Genomic DNA, 16,458 nt, shown 5'->3' with positions numbered 1-16,458 from the left:
TCAAGGCCAATTCGGGGATAAAAGACAGGCTTATTTGACGGATATTTGAATTTGGGTGCCTGGTGAATGAAAACTCTAAGTTTTCAGACCATCCTTAAGCATTTGCCTATCCATACCCTGAAGATCGACCGCTCCTTCGTCCGGGACCTGCATCGGGATACCGATAGCCGGGAAATCGTGCGGGGGGTCATAGCACTGGCCCACAACCTCGGCCTGGATGTAGTAGCCGAGGGGGTCTCTGAGTATGGTCAGCTGGATTATCTCCGAAGCCAGGGGTGCGAATTTATGCAGGGTTGGCTCTATAGCCGGGCGATGGAGGCGGATGTTTTGACCGGCTGGCTCAGTGAAATGAAATCAATTGAGCCCGAGGTGCCGGCATAAGATCCCTATTGCGGGAGGATTTCCACCAACAGCCCGGTACTGAGGAGGATGCTGTAGAGCAGTTGCAGCTGAGCGGTCTGGACCAGTACCTGGTTAAATTGCGGGCCGGGTTCCTCCAGGAAAAAGCGCCTCACCAGGCGCAGTGCCCAGGGCAGGCAGAGGATAGCCAGCCAACTGCCGGGCTGAGGCAAATGTGGCCACAGGGGTACCAGGAATGGCAGCAGCAGGAGCAGGGCATAGAGCTTTTGTGCATTGTCTCTGCCGAGATGGTGGCTGAGGGTCAGTTTGCGTGCCTTTCTGTCACTCTCAAGGTCGCGGTAGTTGTTGACCAGCAGCACGGCCGAAGCCACCAGGCCAACACCCGTGGCAACCACGAGGGCGGAGAGGGAGATAACGAAGGTCTGAAGGTAGTAGCTGCCCGTGACGGCCGCCAGCCCGAAAAAAAGGAAAACAAACAGTTCTCCGCCAGCGCTGTAGGCGATGGGGCGTGGTCCGCCGGTATAGGCGAAGCCCGCCGCCAGGGAGAGCAGGCCGATGATGACGATGGGCCAGCCCCGAACCAGGCCAGGTAGATGCCGGCGACAAAGGCCAGGCAGAAACTGGCAAGAGCCCCCTTTTTTACCTGGTGCGGGGTGAACCAGCCCTGGGCAGATGCCCTTGGCGGACCCAATCTGTCCGCGCCGTCTGCTCCCCGTTCAAAATCCTCGGCGTCATTGTGGAGATTGGTGCCCACCTGGATCAGGAGGGCGGCAAGCAGTGCGATCGTTGCCGGGAGCCAGAGCAGTTGGCCTGTTTCTGACCATTCGAGGCTGCTTCCCGCCACCACCGGGGCAACGGAGATGCTGAGGGTTTTTGGTCGAATGGCAAGTAGCCAGTGGTCGATATTGGGCATGAATATGTCTGTTTTCAGGCGTATCCGAACTATACCGTCCAATAGTGGCAAAGCGGAAGAATTGTGATTTGATAACACCCATATAAGATGTGCTGATTTGACCGCTCCCGCCCCAATTTGATATACATGCACGGCTTTATTTATGCGCACGCCTAGCAAGGTGGTGTCCGCATATTTACAGGCAGGGGTTGTCCCAACAGGTTTTAATCGTCGGCGCGGATGTGCTGGCGGCCCGCTGGTCCAAGGGGACGGGCAGGTTATCAATAGATTTTTTAGCTTAAGAATTCAGTAGGATTGACCATGAACAAGTGGCTCGTATCAGTTTCTATCGCATTGGCTTTGGCAACAGGTGGCGTTCAGGCCGCAGGTGGTGATGCAGCGGCTGGCAAGGCCAAGTCTGCAGTATGCATGGCTTGCCACGGCCCTGACGGCAACAGCCCCGTCCCGTCCGGCCCTGCCGCTACCTGGCCCAAGCTGGCTGGTCAGCATGCAAGTTACCTGGCGAAACAGATGGCTGATTTCAAGACCCAGGCGCGCAAGGACCCCATCATGATGGGAATGGTTGCCGCACTCTCCGAGCAGGACATGGCTGACCTGGCCGCTTACTACAGCAGCCAGAAGCAGTCCGACGGCATCGCCGCAGCCGACCAGGTCCAAGCGGGTGAGAAGATGTTCCGTGCCGGCAATACTGCAACCGGTGTTGCGGCTTGCATGGCCTGCCACGGCCCTGCCGGTCTCGGTAACCCGGCTGCCAACTTCCCCCGCATCAGCGGTCAGCACGCCGCCTACACCGAGAAGGCCCTGAAGGACTTCCGCAGCGGTGCCCGTGCAAACGACGTCGGCAAGATGATGCAGGGCGTTGCCGCCAAGATGACCGACGAAGAGATCACTGCGGTATCCCAGTACATCCAGGGTCTGCGTTAATCGAATCTCCAGTCGCTCTGACTGATCGAAAAAGGGCAGCCGGTTGGCTGCCCTTTTTTTGCGCTGTTTGTAAATAACGGGGCAGCTATTTAATGGCTTAGGCTGCTGACAGGCACTCCTTGGGGCGCCGTAGGGATACGGCCTGTGTAGGAGCGAACTTGTTCGCGATCTGAACTGATTTGAAGCCGATCGCGAACAAGTTCGCTCCTACAAAGAAATCCCTGAAACCTTGAGGAGGGGGGCGGAGGGTAAAGAACACCCGCAGTGTGGCTTGGGAGTCGATATAGCGGCTTCGTAGATGCTGGTGTTGAACTCTTCGACTCCGTTCATGTCCCATCCCTGCGTAGGGGTGCCATTCCAGGTGCCTCTGCTGTCTGACTCTGAGATCAGATTTTTAATACTGCCGAACTCTCCGTTTACGAGGTGTAAGAATGAAGAAGCGTGTAATCGCCCGGTCCCTGATGCTGTTTGCGAGCATTTTTTCCCTGGGTGTCCAGGCTGAACCGAAGTTCGAAGAGGATCTGCACTACTTCGAGGTGATTCCGGCGCAGCCCGGGGCTGAAGAGGGAAAGGTACTGGTACTGGAGTTTTTCTGGTACGGCTGCAGTCACTGCTACAATCTTGAGCCACACCTGATCAACTGGCTGCGAAACAAGCCGGAGAATGTTGAGTTCGTGCCTATTCCCGCCATGTTCAGCCGTGCGAACGTGATTCTCCACGCAAAGACCTTCTATGCGCTAAAGTTAATGGGGGTGGCTGAGCAGATGCACGTCAAGATCTTCCATGCCATGCACGATGAGAAACGCCGCCTCGACACCCAGGATGCCATGGAGGATTTCCTGGAGGAGAACAAGGTGGATGTCGAAGCCTACCGCAAGGCGATGAAATCCTTTGCCGTGCAAACCCAGGCGCGGCGTGCCGCGATATTGGCCCAGCGGTTCAACGTGCAGGGGGTACCGACCCTGGTAGTCGACGGGAAGTACACCACCAGTGGCCTGCATGGCGACGTGATGATGCAAGTGACAGATTACCTGATCGACAGGGTGGAAAAGGAGAAGAAATAATCATTGTTGGGCCAGTTCTGTAACGCGGGGATAGGAACAAGTGGGGCACGCTGACGCTCATCGGTTGAAACTGCTCAGTTACAACATCCAGGCCGGGGTGGATACACGGCATTACCGCCAGTATGTAACCCAGGGCTGGAAGCACATGTTGCCCCACCGTGAGCGCCTGCAAAATCTGAATCGTATCGCCACCATGATCCAGCAGTATGATGTGATTGGACTGCAGGAAGTGGATGCGGGCAGTCTTCGCAGCGGCTTTGTGGACCAGACCGAGTACCTCGCCCATCGTGCCGGTTTTGCCCACTGGTACAAACAGGTCAACCGCAATTTGGGTAAACTGGCCCAGCACAGCAACGGCATGTTGAGCCGTATCCGGCCCTCCCATATAAGTGAGCATAAACTCCCGGGATTGCCCGGGCGTGGACTCATACTCTGTCGCTTTGGAGGTGTCACCGGGCTCTCAGTCTGTATCCTGCACCTGGCGCTGAGCAGGAGGGCGCGACTGCGCCAGCTGGCATATGTCAGCGACCTGGTAAGTGCCCTCACACATGTGGTGATCATGGGTGATTTGAACTGCAGCTGCGATTCCAGGGAGATGCGCCTGCTGCGTCAGCGCGTGGATCTGCAGGAACCGGTCTGTGATCAGAGCACCTTTCCCAGCTGGCGCCCGATGCGAAAGCTCGACCACATCCTGGTCTCAGAGTCTCTTCGGGTTGAGAATGCCCGGGTTCTCGACTACCCCCTCTCCGACCACCTGCCCATCGGTATCGACATAGTGATCCCCAAGGGGATGGACCTGGCAGCCTAGGGCTACTGGATATAAAAGAACTCCCACGCCTCGCCATCACCCTTGAGGTGATTCAGCAACTCCTGTGACGGGATCGCTTCACAGGGAAAGACGCTGTTCACCTCGATGAAGAAGCGGCCGAATCCTGCGCTCTGACGCCAGCGCAGTTCAGGTGCGTCGAAATGAGCGCCGCAGTGGGGGCAGGTACAGGACTTGCCAGTGGTCAGCCAGTTCTCGATCATTTCGTCCGTGTCGGATATTTTCCGGCGACAGCCGGGACAGCCCGGCCGCTGGGTATTGCTTCCCCGGCGGAACTGGACCCTGTTGTGGGGACCGCTGAGCTTGATGTAGCAGAAGTCTTCGTCCTGATCATCTTCCGGTTCGAACCGTACATAAGGTGAGCAGCCCAGAAAGGTGACCAGGTGCAGAAAACGCTCCCCAGCCTGGAAAATATGCTCGGCACGGTTCAGTGATTCACCGATAAGCCCGATTTCACGCAGGCCCTTTTCAAGGGCAGCGATATCCTGAGGCAGGTTGTCGCCAGGGAGGTGAAGAAGGAGTTTTCCTGTGCTCATGGCTCATATTGTCCGATCAAATCAGGCACCGGATAGTAGCAGATTTCCCCGGGAGGGCTGGATTTCAATCTGTTGTGATATTATTGATAACAGTTCTCATCATGCTGCAAGGCGGGCAGAGCCCGGAGTCATGAAGCTTTTTTTTATACTGCTAATCAAGGGCTACAGTTATTTGATCAGCCCTTTTCTTGGCAATAACTGCCGCTACTATCCCTCCTGTTCCTCTTACACCCAGGAGGCTGTGGAGAAGCACGGTTTATTGCGTGGTCTGTGGCTCGGCATCAAGCGGATATCACGTTGTCACCCGTTTCACGAGGGCGGTGTCGATCCGGTGCCTGAGCCCAAGAAGAAGCAGGACCATTGATAACGCTCTTTCTTCAAAATACCCTCGACATGGCACTGGAATCTGCGCCCTGGCTGGTGCTTGGGCTTGTTGCGGCAGGCCTGATCAGGGCCTGGCTACCCATGGATCTCGTTTCCCGTGCCATAGGGGGCAGTGGAGCAAGATCAGTATTTCGTGCGGCGATCATCGGTGCGCCGCTTCCTCTCTGCTCCTGTAGAACACTGCCAGTGGCCTTTTCGCTGCGCCGCAGTGGGGCTTCCAAGGCGTCGACTACCTCGTTCCTCATCGCAACGCCGGAGACGGGGGTGGATTCGGTTGCGCTTTCCTGGGTATTGCTGGGTCCGCTGATGGCGGTTGTACGGCCTATTGCGGCAATCATCTCGGCGGTCAGTGCAGGGTTGCTTGTAGGTCGAACCGAAGGGGAGACCGTCGCTCCGAGAAAGAGCTCGCCCCTCGAAGTGTCGCTGACCGTTGAGCCCGCGCCCTGTGGCGACGATTCGTGCGCCTGTGATGCAAAGGAACCTGCCAAGGGCTGGGGAGGGCGCGCACGTGATGGTCTGATCTATGCCTTCAGTGACCTGCTCGACGACCTGGCGCTCTTGCTGCTGATCGGCATCCTGGCAGCAGGTGCGGTGATCACGCTGGTACCTCCTGATCTGCTCTCGGCCTGGGGCAGCGGTCTGCTGCCGATGCTGCTGATCATGCTTATCTCGGTGGCCATGTATGTGTGTGCCACCGCAAGTACACCCATCGCCCATGCCATGCTGTTCACCGGGGTCTCGCCGGGGACGGTGCTGGTTTTTCTGCTTGCAGGACCTGCAAGCAACCTGGCGGGTCTGGCGTTGGTGAGAAAGGAGCTTGGGCAGAAGGCGCTATTTGCCTACCTGTTCGGTGTCGGTGGTATGAGTATTCTGCTTGGCCTGGGACCGGATGCAGCCATCGAGTTATTTGCCTTGCATGAATTGGTTTCAGTTGACGGTGGCGCTTCCCAGGCGAATGGGCCTCCGATAATGCTTTCCGTGGCGTGCCTGTTGCTGCTTCTGGTGATGGGAATAAAGCCGTTGCGTCGGCTGATACTGCCGGTATCAAAGGGTGAGGACTGAGATCGCGTGCCTGTTGCTTCGCCGTTTGAATCCCCGGTCGAGTTTCGCCTGAACTTCGAGAGACAGTTGGCGTCGTTGCTGACCGATTTCGACGAGCTGGGTGTCTATATCCTGGTGCTGGCCAACGCCGGTTTCGATTCTGCCCTGTGGGAGCGTCTTGCCGACCCCCTGCAGGAAAAGTATCGCTATCTCGCCCAATCCATGATCGAGCGACAGCAGCAGGGTCTGTTGCTGGATGATGCCGAGGATGATCTCCAGGTGTTTCGGTGCCTGATGACGCTGGGTTTTGATAATCATCAGAACACGGTTTTCAGGCAGGCCGGCCCCTGGGAAGTTCAATTCAACCAGCTTCGTTCGTTTCGTCCGCCCCGCATGACAGGCAAGAAGACAGAAGGGGTATCGGCACCTTTCGATCCGGATGGCTTTCATTTCAACAAGCCATTCCTCAGAAAGGAGGTCTTTTGGCACGGCTGGCTGGCCGGGATTGTTCACTGCTTTATAACAAGTTTCCTTTCGTCGATCTTCATGGGCTGCTTGTGCCGGAACCCCGCAAGGGCAGGCCACAGCTGTTGACGGAAGAGGACAATGAGTACATCTGGCATGTCACCCGTTTACTGGGGGAGACACTGCCGGGGGTGGGCTTTGGCTATAACAGCTACGGGGCAGGCGCATCCGTAAACCATCTCCATTTCCAGATGTTTCTGCGGGATAAGCCGCTGCCGGTAGCCCATGAAAGATGGCAGCATAATGGCGGCGGGGAGGTTTATCCTGCGCAGTGCTATCGTTTCGATTCGCCTGATACGGCATGGAAAATCCTCGCCGCTTTGCATCAGGTAGAAACCACCTACAACCTGGTTTATCTGCCGGGCAGTGGTCTACTGCATGCCGCGTAGGCGCCATGGCAGTCACTCGCCTGCAGAGTGGAGCGAGAGCTTTGCATGGTATGAGATGGCGGGTGGTTATACACTGTTTGACGTGGAGAAATATGAAGACCTAGGGGAATCCGAGGTGGAGGAGGCACTCCCGGGAATCAGCATGATTGTGGGATAACTTTCCCCTTGGGCTGCAATATTCGCTGTCACTGCATACAATAACCTCTATCTTTAGACCGCCCAGGATAAATGGAACCCTATGGCGAAACTTTATGTGAGCGACCCGGTTGACGGAACCCACGTACCCTTTTTGAGGGGCGTGCTAACGGGTTCCCTTTCGGATGCCGGCCTGCCGTTTGACCAGGCCTATAAGTTGGCCTCGGAGATCCGGGATGAGCTGAGTGATCGCGACGAGATCAGCACGGTAGAGCTTCGCAAGCTGGTGGTAGGGCGTCTTGAAGCCATTGTAGGGGAATCCGTGGTCAGTGCCTACCAGGTGGGCGGGCGTTCCCAGGACACCATCATGGTGAGTGATGCCGAAGGGCAGAAGAGCGCCTTCTCCCGGTTTCAGCTCCAGCACTCCCTGGAGTCCTGCGGGCTGACCCTGGAAGAGAGTACCGTTGCGGCGGGTCACGTCTTCAGGCGGTTGATGGATCAGCATGCCAAGGAGATCAGGTCCAGCGAGATTGGTCATATCACCTATGACTGCCTTACCAATCACATGGGTGAAGCAAAGGCGCGGCGTTATCTGGTGTGGCGGGAGTTCATCCACAGCGGGCGCCCCCTGTTACTGTTGTTCGGGGGTACCACCGGCTGCGGGAAGAGTACCATCGCCACCGAGATTGCCCATCGCCTGGGTATCGTGCGAACCCAGTCCACGGATATGTTACGGGAAGTGATGCGCATGATGATTCCAGAACGCTTGATGCCGGTTATTCACACCTCCTCCTTCTTTGCCTGGACCGTCTTGCCGGCGCCCGGTGATTTCAAGGCGGATCCGGAAGGGGTGATTGCTGAAGGTTACCTCTCCCAGACTGAAAGCCTCTCGGTGCCCTGCGAAGCAGTGATTCAACGAGCCCTGCGTGAGCGCGTCTCACTTATCCTGGAGGGGGTGCATGTGCATCCCGCACTATTGGATAAACTGCCCGAGGAAAACGATGCTATCGTGGTGCCGATTATGCTGGCGGTACTCAAAGAGAAACAGCTGAGGCGGCGGCTGCGTGGCCGGCTGGACATGGCGCCTGCCCGCGCGGCAGAGGCTCACCTAGAGCACTTCGATGCCATTTGGCGGCTGCAGTCCTTTCTGCTCTCCGAGGCGGATCGCGCCGGGATCCCGATCATACATAACGACAGCAAGGAAGTGACTATTCAGCAGTGCGTGGAGGCGATTATGGATGCCCTCTTCGAACGCTTTTCCACCAAGCCGGATCTGGTTTTTCAGTAGCAGGACGAGACTATGGACGCAGAGGGTAAGTGCAAGGGGCTGTTTATTATCCTTGATGGAGTTGGTGATCGCCCTTCTGCGGTGCTGGCTGGCAAAACGTCACTGGAACGGGCAGCTACACCTAACCTGGACCAACTTGTAGCTCGTGGGCTCGGAGGTATGATCGACCCCCTGTTTCCGGGCGTGCCCGTGGGAACCCATGTGGGTACCGCTATCCTTTTCGGGCTCTCACCATCAAGGGCGCGTTCCCTGGCCCGGGGGCCGGTAGAGGCTGCAGGTATTGAGCTGGAACCGGAAGCGGGGGATCTGCTGATGCGATGCAACCTGGCTACCCTGGAGCCGGATGGGGAGAAGTTTGTAATTCGTGACCGCCGGGCAGGGCGGATCAACGCCGGGGCGGAGGAGCTGGCCGCCTCCCTTTCTGATATCGACTTGGGCGAGGGCGTGACAGCCAGGCTGATGCCGGCAACCCAGCATCGCATGGTGCTGCAGCTCTCGGGCGGTCAGTTTTCTGCCAATGTGACCGATACCGATCCCGGTGGCGGTGCACCCCATGGCATGGTGCTGAACAGCCGCGGCTCAGATTCGTCCGATTCTCTTGCGGAAAATACCGCCGAGGCTATCAACAGATTCACCCGGATCGCCCAGGAGAAACTGGAAGGGCACCCGGTAAACCGGAAGCGAACGGAATTGGGGCTGCCGCCGGCCAACGGCGTTATCTGCCGAAGTGCGGGAGTGATGGATCCCCTGGAAAGTATCTTCAACCGCTTTGGGGTGAAGGCCGCGGTGGTTGCCGGAGAGAGTACGGTGCTCGGTCTCGGCCGCCTGTTCGGCTACACGGTGCATTCCGATCCCCGCTTCAACTCCCTGCCAACTACCGACCTGGAGGCCAAGGTCGAGGCAGCGGCCATGCTGCTTGAAAGTCACGACCTGGTGTTTATGCACATCAAGGGACCTGACATCTGTTCTCATGATCATGACCCGGAAGGCAAGGCGCGGTTGCTGGAGCGGATAGACAGTGCATTGGCTCCCCTGCTTTCCAGGGAACTGGTGGTTGCGGTGACCGGGGATCACTCTACCGACTGTGACTCGGGACGTCACACCGGGGACCCCGTACCCTCCATCCTCTATTCTCCCGGTGGTCGCCGGGATGGGGTGGCACAATACGGCGAATCCAGCTGTATCGTCGGAGGGTTGGGAAGAATATCCGGGACCTCGCTGGTGGCCTCGGTGCTGGATGCCATGGGCTGGTCGGAAAACTACAAGCCCAGGCACGAGCCGCTCTACTATTAGCCTTGCTTAGTATCTTGGATCCTTCTTTGTAATTGTTGCATCTGCACAAACTGCAGACCGCATAGGTCATTGCGTTGTCTTGTGGCAGGTAAATGCAAAGAAAATGTAATCTTGTAATATTCGTGTAACACACCTGACATATTGTGGCTGGATACGCCCAAGGTGTCGGCAATTATTGCTGTCCCGGGGATTTTGAAACAGGGCTGTGCAGGCGTCCGATCCAATGGATGAAGGGGTGCTGAATGGTCCAAGGTATTCGGAGTAATCGTGAAATGAGAGCAACTCGTCACCTGACTGCAGTCGCAGCGATCATCTGCCTGGTCTCCACCAGCGTCTCTGCCCGTACCGTGATTCAGAACAAGGGTTCCGACACCCTGGTTAACGTAGCCCAGGCCTGGGCGGAAGAGTACCGTAATGTCGATTCTGAAGTGGCCGTCGCCGTCTCAGGAGGCGGTTCCGGTACCGGTATCGCCGCCATGATCAACGGCACGGTCGATATCGCCAACGCCAGCCGCAAGATGAAGAAGAAGGAGATCAAGAGAGCGAAGGATGCAGGTCAGAACCCGATCGAGCATGTGGTGGGTTACGATGCCCTCGCGGTCTTCCTGCACAATGACAACCCGATAAACACCTTGAGCATTGCCCAACTGGCGAAGATCTACGGTCGCGGTGGCGGCGCTGAAAACTGGAGTGACCTGGGTGTTACCGTTCCTGGCTGTAAAAAAGGTAAAATCGTGGTGGTCAGCCGCCAGAACAACTCAGGCACCTACGCTTACTACCAGAAAGCGGTACTCAAGACCGCAGCCAAGGCAGGCGTCATCGCCAAGAGCAAGTACCGTATGGGTACCCTGGATATGCACGGCTCGAAGGATGTCGTGGACCTGGTTGAAAAGACCCCTTGCGCCATCGGCTACAGCGGTCTCGCCTACGCGACTGACCACATCAAGATGGCCTGCATCGCTACTGAAGAGGGTAAGGACTGTGTCAGTCCGAGCGTCAAAACCGCCAGCGATCGCAGCTATCCCATCGCCCGTCCCCTGCTGATGTATACCAATGGTGAACCCCAGGGAGCCGTCAAGGCCTACATGGACTGGATCCTCAGCGACGCAGGCCAGTGCATCCTGAAGAAAAAGGGCTATGCCCCCGTTCGTGACGTCAGCTGCAACTGATATCGGTTTGACCCGGGCCATGCCGCCCGGGTCGATCAATGACTTCTGCCAACCGGAATAAGCGCACCATGTCTCATCTCGAAGAACGCCTGGAAAAAGATCTCAACGAAATTCGTACCGCACTGGCCAAGCAGGCAGAGCAGGTCGAGAAACAGGTCATCAATGCTATTCGCGCCCTGCAGACCGGGAGCCGCGACCAGGCATACGCAACGGTACTGAACGATCACCCCGTCAATCGCGAGATGAGGCGGATAGACCGTCTGTGCCACAGTTTTATCGCGGTACACCTGCCCAGCGGCAGCCACCTGCGACTGCTCTCTTCGGCGATACGCTGCAACATCGAGCTGGAACGCATCGGTGACTATGCGGTAACCATATCCCGCGAGGCGGTACAGCTGGCCAATCCCCCCAGCGGTGAGATCGAGCGCCAGCTCGACAACCTGGCAACCGGTGCCCAGGCCATGCTGAGCCAGGCGGTGAAGGCGTTCAACGAGCTCAATGCAGACCTGGCCGAAGGCACCATGGTCATGGCCGACCCGGTCGAGCACAATCTGAACGAGATCTACGACGCCATGATGGGCGGTGAGGCGGGTACAGACCTGAAGGAGCTGTTCGCCATTTTTGTTATCTTCACCAACCTCAAACGGGTGGTGGACCAGGCGAAGAATCTCTGCGAGGAGACCATCTTTGCGGTCACCGGGGTGCAGAAGCGCGCCAAGGTGTACAAGGTACTGTTCCTGGAGCGGGATGGCAGTTTTCTCGCTCCCATGGCCGAGGCGATCGGCAACAAGCTGATGGCCAGTACAGGCAACTTCGGTAGTGTCGCCGGCGAGCCTGGAGAGATCGAGAGCGGCCTGGCTGCCTTTCTGCAGGAGCGTGGCATAGAGTTTGAGCCCACCAGATGCCGAGCCATTGCAGACATGACCACACATGAATTGGCAAGCCAGCACGTGGTGGTTGGCCTGGATGCGCCGGTTTCTGAATTTGTAGAGAATATGCCCTTTCATGCTTCCGTCATCAACTGGCAGCTGCGGGATATCGAGGGAGAGGGCGAGGCTCGCTACGAGGCGGCCTATCGTGAGTTGGCCGTGCGGATCAAGGACTTGATGTCCCTGATCCGTGGCGACGAGTGAGGGTGGTCGCTGATGTCTGAGCAGAATCCCTCAAGCGTTGAAATCATGGACGCGTTTGACCGGCGCGATCTCGCCTGGTTTATCGATAAGCTGGTCCAGGTGCTGGTGTTTATCGGTGGCATCTCCGCCATCGTTTTCATTATCGGTATTTTCATATTCATCACCATGGAAGGCTTCGGCTTTCTGTTGGATACCTTGGATTTCCGCGAATTCTTCATGTCACCCTGGTGGGAGCCCACCGATGAGGATGAACCCAGTTTCGGTATCCTGGCGCTGATTGCGGGTACTGCCAGTGTCACCGGCCTGGCGATGCTGGTGGCCATCCCCTTCTCGCTGGGTGCGGCAATCTATATCGGCGAGTTCGCTACCGGAAAGAAGCGCGAGTCCCTGAAGGTGCTGGTGGAACTGTTGGCGGCGATACCATCGGTGGTCTGGGGTTTCATCGGTCTCTCCATCATGAACCCGCTGATCATCGAGCTGTTTGATGTGCCGGTTGGGCTCAACGTGCTCAATGCCGGCGTTATTCTCGGCCTGATGGCGGCGCCGATCATGACCTCCATCGCCGAAGATGCGCTTAAAGCGGTACCCGACCGCTACCGCGAGGCGGCCGAGGCGATGGGTGCGACCCGCTGGCAGGTGATCTTCAAGGTGGTGCTGTCCGCCGCCAAGAACGGTCTGCTGGGGGCGGTCCTGCTCGGTGTCGGGCGCGGCTTTGGCGAGACCATGGCAGTGCTGATGGCTACCGGTCATGCCATCAACATCCCCGGCAGTGTGTTCGACTCTGTGCGTGCACTGACAGCTACCATTGCGGCAGAACTGGGTGAAACCGCCGTGGGTTCAGACCATTACCAGGCGCTGTTCACCATCGGCATATTCCTTTTCGTAATCACATTCGTCATTAACCTGACCGCGGACCTTATCGTGCGCGGCATTCGTAATAAATGACGGAACGGTATCGAGAGAACACAATGACAGAAGATACCATGAGCCTGTTTGAAGAAACGGCACTCAATGCAAAGAACAAGCGGGTGCAGGGACTCTACCGTACCCTGTTCATGCTGATGACCCTGCTGCTGATCACACCGGTGGTGATCATCCTCGCCACCCTGGTCGTAAAAGGCAGTGCCGTCCTCAGTATCGATTTCCTGTTTACCGATCCTACCGACGGCATGACCGCCGGGGGAATTTTTCCCGCACTGCTCGGTACCGTGTGGCTGGTGACGGTGGCACTGCTGGTGTCTGTGCCCCTGGGCGTGGCGGCAGCCATCTACCTGAGTGAGTACGCCCCGGACAACTGGTTCACCCGCCTGATCAACCTGGCCATCATCAACCTGGCCGGCGTGCCCTCCATCGTGCACGCCCTGTTTGGGGTGGGAGCATTCGTTATCTTCTTCGGTTTCGGTACCAGCATCCTGGCGGCAAGCCTGACCCTGGCGATCATGACCCTGCCCGTGGTGATCGTGGCAACACGTGAATCCTTGCAGGCAGTACCCCAGGCTTTTCGCGAAGCGTGCTGGAACATGGGGGCGACCCGTTGGCAGACCATCCGCAAGGTGGTGCTGCCCAACTCCATCAGCGGTATTCTCACCGGTGTTATCCTCGAGGTGTCCAGAACCACTGGTGAAACCGCACCGGTCATGTTTACAGGTGCGGCGTTCTTCCTGCCTTTTCTGCCGCAGAGCGTATTCGACCAGACCATGGCGATGTCACTTCACCTGTTCGTGGTCTCCACCCAGGTGCCCCATGTGCCTGAGGCGCTACCTTACGGCGTGGCGCTGGTGCTGATCGGCATGGTGCTCATAATGAACAGCATTTCCATCGCGTTCCGCATGTATCTGCGAGGCAAGAAAAAATGGTAAGCCAAGCAGTTTCTGCTGCAGTGGAGCAGCATCCAGTCAAGCTGGAAGTCAGTAACCTGGAGATCAGTTACGATGGCCAACCTGCGTTGAGCAACGTCTCCCTGGAGGTGCGGGAGAACGAGATCTTCGGAATTATCGGCCCCGCCAACGCGGGTAAGACCTCTTTTCTCAAGTCAATAAATCGCATGGACATGTTCAACCCGAACATGAACGTAGCCGGCGACGTGCGCTTCAACGGACGCGATGTTTACAACCTGCGTAACGTCTACGCGCTCCGCAGCCGCATCGGGGTGGTCTTCCCCCTGCCTGTCGGCTTGCCGCTTACGGTCTATGAAAACGTGGCCTTGGCTCCCCGCCTGAAAGGCGTGAAGGATAAAGCAGAGCTGGACGTGATCGTCGAGCGTTGCCTGGCCCGCGCAGCGCTGTGGGACGAAGTAAAGGACCGTCTCGACTCCCTGGGAAGCCTGCTATCGGGAGGGCAGCAGCAGCGCCTGACCATCGCCCGTGCACTCTCCCAGGACCCGGAGCTACTGATGCTCGACGAGTTCTCCATCGCGGTGGATCCGGTTACCACCATGCGCATCGAGGATGTGCTCAAGGACCTTAAAAACGAGATGACCATCATCCTGGTCACCAACCTGGTGCAACAGGCCCGTCGACTGGCAGATCGTACCGCCTTCTTCCTGGAGGGAGAGTGCGTGGAAATCGGCGAGACCGAGGCGCTGTTTACCGGCGAGGTGAAGGATCAGCGCACCCGCGACTATGTCGAGGGGCGTTTTGGGTGAGGAGGAATCCTTTGTCTAGTGGACAAAGGAAGTCCGACGAACGACTCGCCATGGATACCGGGCCGGGTCATCGCTACAGGGATGAATTCAAGATCGAGTCGAATATGACTCTAACAATGTCCCTTTAATAAAAGGGGCAGCCAGTTATAAAAGAACTGAATGATGAACAACGCAGCCCAGATAGCTGAAACTACCGAACAGGCTCAGCAGTACGCCATTCGCACAGAGAAACTGAATCTCTGGTATGGCACCTTTCAGGCCCTCTATGATGTGGATTTCAATATCCGCCAGGGGATGATCACCTCGTTGATCGGTCCCTCCGGTTGCGGCAAGTCCACCTATCTGCGCAGCGTCAACCGCATCAACGAGCGCTTGGGCTACGTGCGTATCGAGGGCAATATCGATGTCTTCGGCCAGAACATTTACGATCCTAGCGTTGAACTGGTACAAGTGCGCAAGCAGATCGGCATGGTCTTTCAGCGTCCCAACCCGCTACCCATTTCCATCCGCGACAACATTCTGTTCGGCCACAAGCTGCACTCCGGCGGCAGGGCTTCCCGTTCCGAGCAGGACGGCATTGTGGAGGACGCCCTGCGTCAGGTACTGCTGTGGGACAAGGTGAAGGACCGTCTCAACCGCAAGGCCACTGAACTCTCCCTTGAAGAGCAGCAGAAGCTCTGCATTGCCAGGCTACTTCCAGTGAAGCCCCGGGTACTGCTGATGGACGAGCCCTGTTCTGCACTGGACCCCAAGGGCACTGCGGCGGTGGAAGAACTGATCTGGGAACTGCGCGGAAAATACAGCATCCTGATTGTCACCCACAACATGGCCCAGGCCCGCCGTGCCAGTGAAGAGTGTATCTTCATGCTCATGGGCAAGGTGGTGGAGCACGCCACAACTGATCAGCTGTTCGTCAGTCCCCAATCCCAACAGACTGCCGACTACATCGAAGGACGGTATGGGTGAGGCAAAAAAGAGAGTCCAGTGGACTCTCTTTTTTGCCGAACGGCCCGCCACGGATGGCGGGACCGGGGGTAATTAAGAGCGCCAGCGCTGCGCCAGGGATGGCAGGAAAAGTCTTTCTTACAGGGCTCAGTGGACAAAGTAAGTCCGGTAAGCGACCCGCCATGGATGGCTCCTTGCGATTACCTTCTATAATTATTGCTTGGCTGGATTATTCTCGGGCTTGAAAGTCCAGTGGACTTTCGAAACTCGCCTAACGACTCTCCATGGAAGGTTACAGGCAATACCCTCCTGATTACCTTGGCTAGGTGGTTACATTAAAACCACAACGCCAGATCGAAAACTATAATCATTAATATATCGATCCGTAACGGTGCTACCAAGTGTCATAAACCGGGTTAATGAACCTGATGCATTTGACCTGAATCATACGCTCCATGTTGTTATTTCCGGGTCGATTGGTCGGATTTAGGTTCCATCTCCTAGTGTCAAAAGGGAAGAGGAGGGGTGATGCCATGAACAATTTTCTACAGAAAGTGCTGGTTGTATCCGTTTTGACGCTCACTTTTTTGGCGCCCAATCATTTGTAAATGCGGCGGAGCAGAAAAAAATCCTCATCGGGACCGGTGGTAAGACCGGCGTCTATTATGTCGTCAGCAACAGCATTTGCCGGATGGTCAATTCTGAACTGCGGCGGCAGGGCATGCGCTGTGATCACCGGGAGGGTGGCTCAGTAAGGAATATCAATGAAGTTCACTCGGGTGAAGTGGATATCGTGTTGATTTGCAGTTAAAACTGACCCAGGTTTTGCATCTAATATTGACCCGCCTAGATAGCCGGATTATGGCCTGAGATTACTTTCTTTTTCCAG

The 16,458-nt window shown here is 56.9% G+C and carries 20 protein-coding genes; 18 read left to right on the top strand and 2 right to left on the bottom strand.

The genetic code is table 11. The annotated features are described in order from the left end of the window. Positions 1–66: 66 nt before the first annotated feature. Positions 67–381 carry an EAL domain-containing protein gene (locus tag BOW53_RS08740; RefSeq protein ID WP_078487620.1) on the top strand — a complete coding sequence of 105 codons (315 nt, stop codon included), beginning with the start codon at positions 67–69 and terminating at the stop codon, positions 379–381. Between the two features lie 5 nt (positions 382–386). Here BOW53_RS08740 and menA read toward each other — a convergent pair whose 3' ends face one another. Then, positions 387–902, bottom strand: a complete 516-nt coding sequence (gene menA / locus BOW53_RS13730) for a 1,4-dihydroxy-2-naphthoate octaprenyltransferase (RefSeq protein WP_342748425.1) — start codon at positions 900–902, stop codon at positions 387–389. A gap of 671 nt (positions 903–1,573) precedes the next feature. Between menA and BOW53_RS08730 the strand changes: the two genes are divergently transcribed. The 3 genes from BOW53_RS08730 to BOW53_RS08720 all read left to right on the top strand — a co-directional run bounded on the left by BOW53_RS08730 (position 1,574) and on the right by BOW53_RS08720 (position 4,069). Continuing rightward, positions 1,574–2,197 carry a c-type cytochrome gene (locus tag BOW53_RS08730; RefSeq protein WP_078487619.1) on the top strand — a complete coding sequence of 208 codons (624 nt, stop codon included), beginning with the start codon at positions 1,574–1,576 and terminating at the stop codon, positions 2,195–2,197. 431 nt (positions 2,198–2,628) lie between these two features. Beyond that, positions 2,629–3,261, top strand: coding sequence for a thiol:disulfide interchange protein DsbA/DsbL (locus BOW53_RS08725; RefSeq protein ID WP_078487618.1), 633 nt, complete (start codon positions 2,629–2,631; stop codon positions 3,259–3,261). A 40-nt stretch (positions 3,262–3,301) separates the two neighbouring features. Further along, positions 3,302–4,069 (top strand): endonuclease/exonuclease/phosphatase family protein, encoded by a 768-nt coding sequence (locus BOW53_RS08720; protein WP_078487617.1) that lies wholly within the window; start codon positions 3,302–3,304, stop codon positions 4,067–4,069. Positions 4,070–4,071: 2 nt separating this feature from the next. On the opposite strand, the gene BOW53_RS08715 is transcribed toward BOW53_RS08720, so the two are convergent. Next, positions 4,072–4,623, bottom strand: a complete 552-nt coding sequence (locus BOW53_RS08715; protein WP_078487616.1) for a hypothetical protein — start codon at positions 4,621–4,623, stop codon at positions 4,072–4,074. A 130-nt stretch (positions 4,624–4,753) separates the two neighbouring features. On the opposite strand from BOW53_RS08715, the gene yidD reads away from it, so the two are divergent. From yidD to BOW53_RS13940, 14 genes are all read left to right on the top strand, one after another. Further along, positions 4,754–4,987 (top strand): membrane protein insertion efficiency factor YidD, encoded by a 234-nt coding sequence (gene yidD / locus BOW53_RS12930; RefSeq protein ID WP_216641096.1) that lies wholly within the window; start codon positions 4,754–4,756, stop codon positions 4,985–4,987. Then, the gene (locus BOW53_RS08705; RefSeq protein WP_245832072.1) at positions 4,984–6,069 is read left to right on the top strand and encodes an SO_0444 family Cu/Zn efflux transporter; all 1,086 of its coding nucleotides are present in this window, start codon (positions 4,984–4,986) and stop codon (positions 6,067–6,069) included. The genes yidD and BOW53_RS08705 overlap by 4 nt, the downstream gene beginning before the upstream one ends. Positions 6,070–6,075: 6 nt before the next feature. Beyond that, on the top strand, positions 6,076–6,642 hold the full coding sequence (locus BOW53_RS08700; protein ID WP_078487614.1) for a hypothetical protein: 567 nt from the start codon (positions 6,076–6,078) through the stop codon (positions 6,640–6,642). Then, the gene (locus tag BOW53_RS08695) at positions 6,606–6,962 is read left to right on the top strand and encodes a hypothetical protein (RefSeq protein ID WP_245832071.1); all 357 of its coding nucleotides are present in this window, start codon (positions 6,606–6,608) and stop codon (positions 6,960–6,962) included. The genes BOW53_RS08700 and BOW53_RS08695 overlap by 37 nt, the downstream gene beginning before the upstream one ends. Then, positions 6,952–7,119, top strand: coding sequence for a hypothetical protein (locus tag BOW53_RS12800; RefSeq protein ID WP_172838839.1), 168 nt, complete (start codon positions 6,952–6,954; stop codon positions 7,117–7,119). Before BOW53_RS08695 ends, BOW53_RS12800 begins: the two co-directional genes overlap by 11 nt. A gap of 81 nt (positions 7,120–7,200) precedes the next feature. Then, the gene (locus BOW53_RS08690) at positions 7,201–8,385 is read left to right on the top strand and encodes a hypothetical protein (protein ID WP_078487612.1); all 1,185 of its coding nucleotides are present in this window, start codon (positions 7,201–7,203) and stop codon (positions 8,383–8,385) included. A gap of 12 nt (positions 8,386–8,397) precedes the next feature. Beyond that, on the top strand, positions 8,398–9,678 hold the full coding sequence (gene apgM / locus BOW53_RS08685) for a 2,3-bisphosphoglycerate-independent phosphoglycerate mutase (protein ID WP_078487611.1): 1,281 nt from the start codon (positions 8,398–8,400) through the stop codon (positions 9,676–9,678). Positions 9,679–9,950: 272 nt separating this feature from the next. Beyond that, positions 9,951–10,847, top strand: coding sequence for a phosphate ABC transporter substrate-binding protein (locus BOW53_RS08680; protein WP_078487610.1), 897 nt, complete (start codon positions 9,951–9,953; stop codon positions 10,845–10,847). Positions 10,848–10,915: 68 nt separating this feature from the next. After that, positions 10,916–11,980: a PhoU domain-containing protein gene (locus BOW53_RS08675; RefSeq protein ID WP_172838838.1), complete on the top strand. Its 1,065-nt coding sequence runs from the start codon at positions 10,916–10,918 to the stop codon at positions 11,978–11,980. A 12-nt stretch (positions 11,981–11,992) separates the two neighbouring features. Then, positions 11,993–12,925 (top strand): phosphate ABC transporter permease subunit PstC, encoded by a 933-nt coding sequence (gene pstC, locus BOW53_RS08670; RefSeq protein WP_078487608.1) that lies wholly within the window; start codon positions 11,993–11,995, stop codon positions 12,923–12,925. A 23-nt stretch (positions 12,926–12,948) separates the two neighbouring features. Continuing rightward, the gene (gene pstA / locus BOW53_RS08665) at positions 12,949–13,839 is read left to right on the top strand and encodes a phosphate ABC transporter permease PstA (protein ID WP_078487607.1); all 891 of its coding nucleotides are present in this window, start codon (positions 12,949–12,951) and stop codon (positions 13,837–13,839) included. Then, a complete protein-coding gene (locus BOW53_RS08660; RefSeq protein WP_078487606.1) occupies positions 13,833–14,624 on the top strand; it encodes a phosphate ABC transporter ATP-binding protein in 792 nt (263 codons plus the stop codon). The genes pstA and BOW53_RS08660 overlap by 7 nt, the downstream gene beginning before the upstream one ends. Positions 14,625–14,786: 162 nt before the next feature. Further along, positions 14,787–15,590, top strand: coding sequence for a phosphate ABC transporter ATP-binding protein (locus tag BOW53_RS08655; RefSeq protein WP_135607049.1), 804 nt, complete (start codon positions 14,787–14,789; stop codon positions 15,588–15,590). 544 nt (positions 15,591–16,134) lie between these two features. Continuing rightward, positions 16,135–16,380, top strand: a complete 246-nt coding sequence (locus tag BOW53_RS13940) for a TAXI family TRAP transporter solute-binding subunit (RefSeq protein WP_078487604.1) — start codon at positions 16,135–16,137, stop codon at positions 16,378–16,380. Positions 16,381–16,458 lie beyond the last annotated feature (78 nt).

Source organism: Solemya velesiana gill symbiont, assembly GCF_002020805.1.
Lineage (GTDB): Bacteria > Pseudomonadota > Gammaproteobacteria > Chromatiales > Chromatiaceae > Sedimenticola_A.
This window is presented reverse-complemented; position numbering and strand designations above follow the sequence as displayed.

What these genes read in the sequence shown, in the direction of transcription:
- BOW53_RS08740 (WP_078487620.1), top strand. Translation starts at nt 67, where the DNA reads ATGAAAACTCTAAGTTTTCAGACCATCCTTAAGCATTTGCCTATCCAT.
- pstA (WP_078487607.1), top strand. Translation starts at nt 12,949, where the DNA reads ATGACAGAAGATACCATGAGCCTGTTTGAAGAAACGGCACTCAATGCA.
- BOW53_RS08660 (WP_078487606.1), top strand. Translation starts at nt 13,833, where the DNA reads ATGGTAAGCCAAGCAGTTTCTGCTGCAGTGGAGCAGCATCCAGTCAAG.
- BOW53_RS08715 (WP_078487616.1), bottom strand. Translation starts at nt 4,623, where the DNA reads ATGAGCACAGGAAAACTCCTTCTTCACCTCCCTGGCGACAACCTGCCT.
- BOW53_RS08690 (WP_078487612.1), top strand. Translation starts at nt 7,201, where the DNA reads ATGGCGAAACTTTATGTGAGCGACCCGGTTGACGGAACCCACGTACCC.
- pstC (WP_078487608.1), top strand. Translation starts at nt 11,993, where the DNA reads ATGTCTGAGCAGAATCCCTCAAGCGTTGAAATCATGGACGCGTTTGAC.
- BOW53_RS08730 (WP_078487619.1), top strand. Translation starts at nt 1,574, where the DNA reads ATGAACAAGTGGCTCGTATCAGTTTCTATCGCATTGGCTTTGGCAACA.
- BOW53_RS08725 (WP_078487618.1), top strand. Translation starts at nt 2,629, where the DNA reads ATGAAGAAGCGTGTAATCGCCCGGTCCCTGATGCTGTTTGCGAGCATT.
- BOW53_RS08675 (WP_172838838.1), top strand. Translation starts at nt 10,916, where the DNA reads ATGTCTCATCTCGAAGAACGCCTGGAAAAAGATCTCAACGAAATTCGT.
- apgM (WP_078487611.1), top strand. Translation starts at nt 8,398, where the DNA reads ATGGACGCAGAGGGTAAGTGCAAGGGGCTGTTTATTATCCTTGATGGA.
- BOW53_RS12800 (WP_172838839.1), top strand. Translation starts at nt 6,952, where the DNA reads ATGCCGCGTAGGCGCCATGGCAGTCACTCGCCTGCAGAGTGGAGCGAG.
- BOW53_RS08680 (WP_078487610.1), top strand. Translation starts at nt 9,951, where the DNA reads ATGAGAGCAACTCGTCACCTGACTGCAGTCGCAGCGATCATCTGCCTG.
- yidD (WP_216641096.1), top strand. Translation starts at nt 4,754, where the DNA reads ATGAAGCTTTTTTTTATACTGCTAATCAAGGGCTACAGTTATTTGATC.
- BOW53_RS08655 (WP_135607049.1), top strand. Translation starts at nt 14,787, where the DNA reads ATGAACAACGCAGCCCAGATAGCTGAAACTACCGAACAGGCTCAGCAG.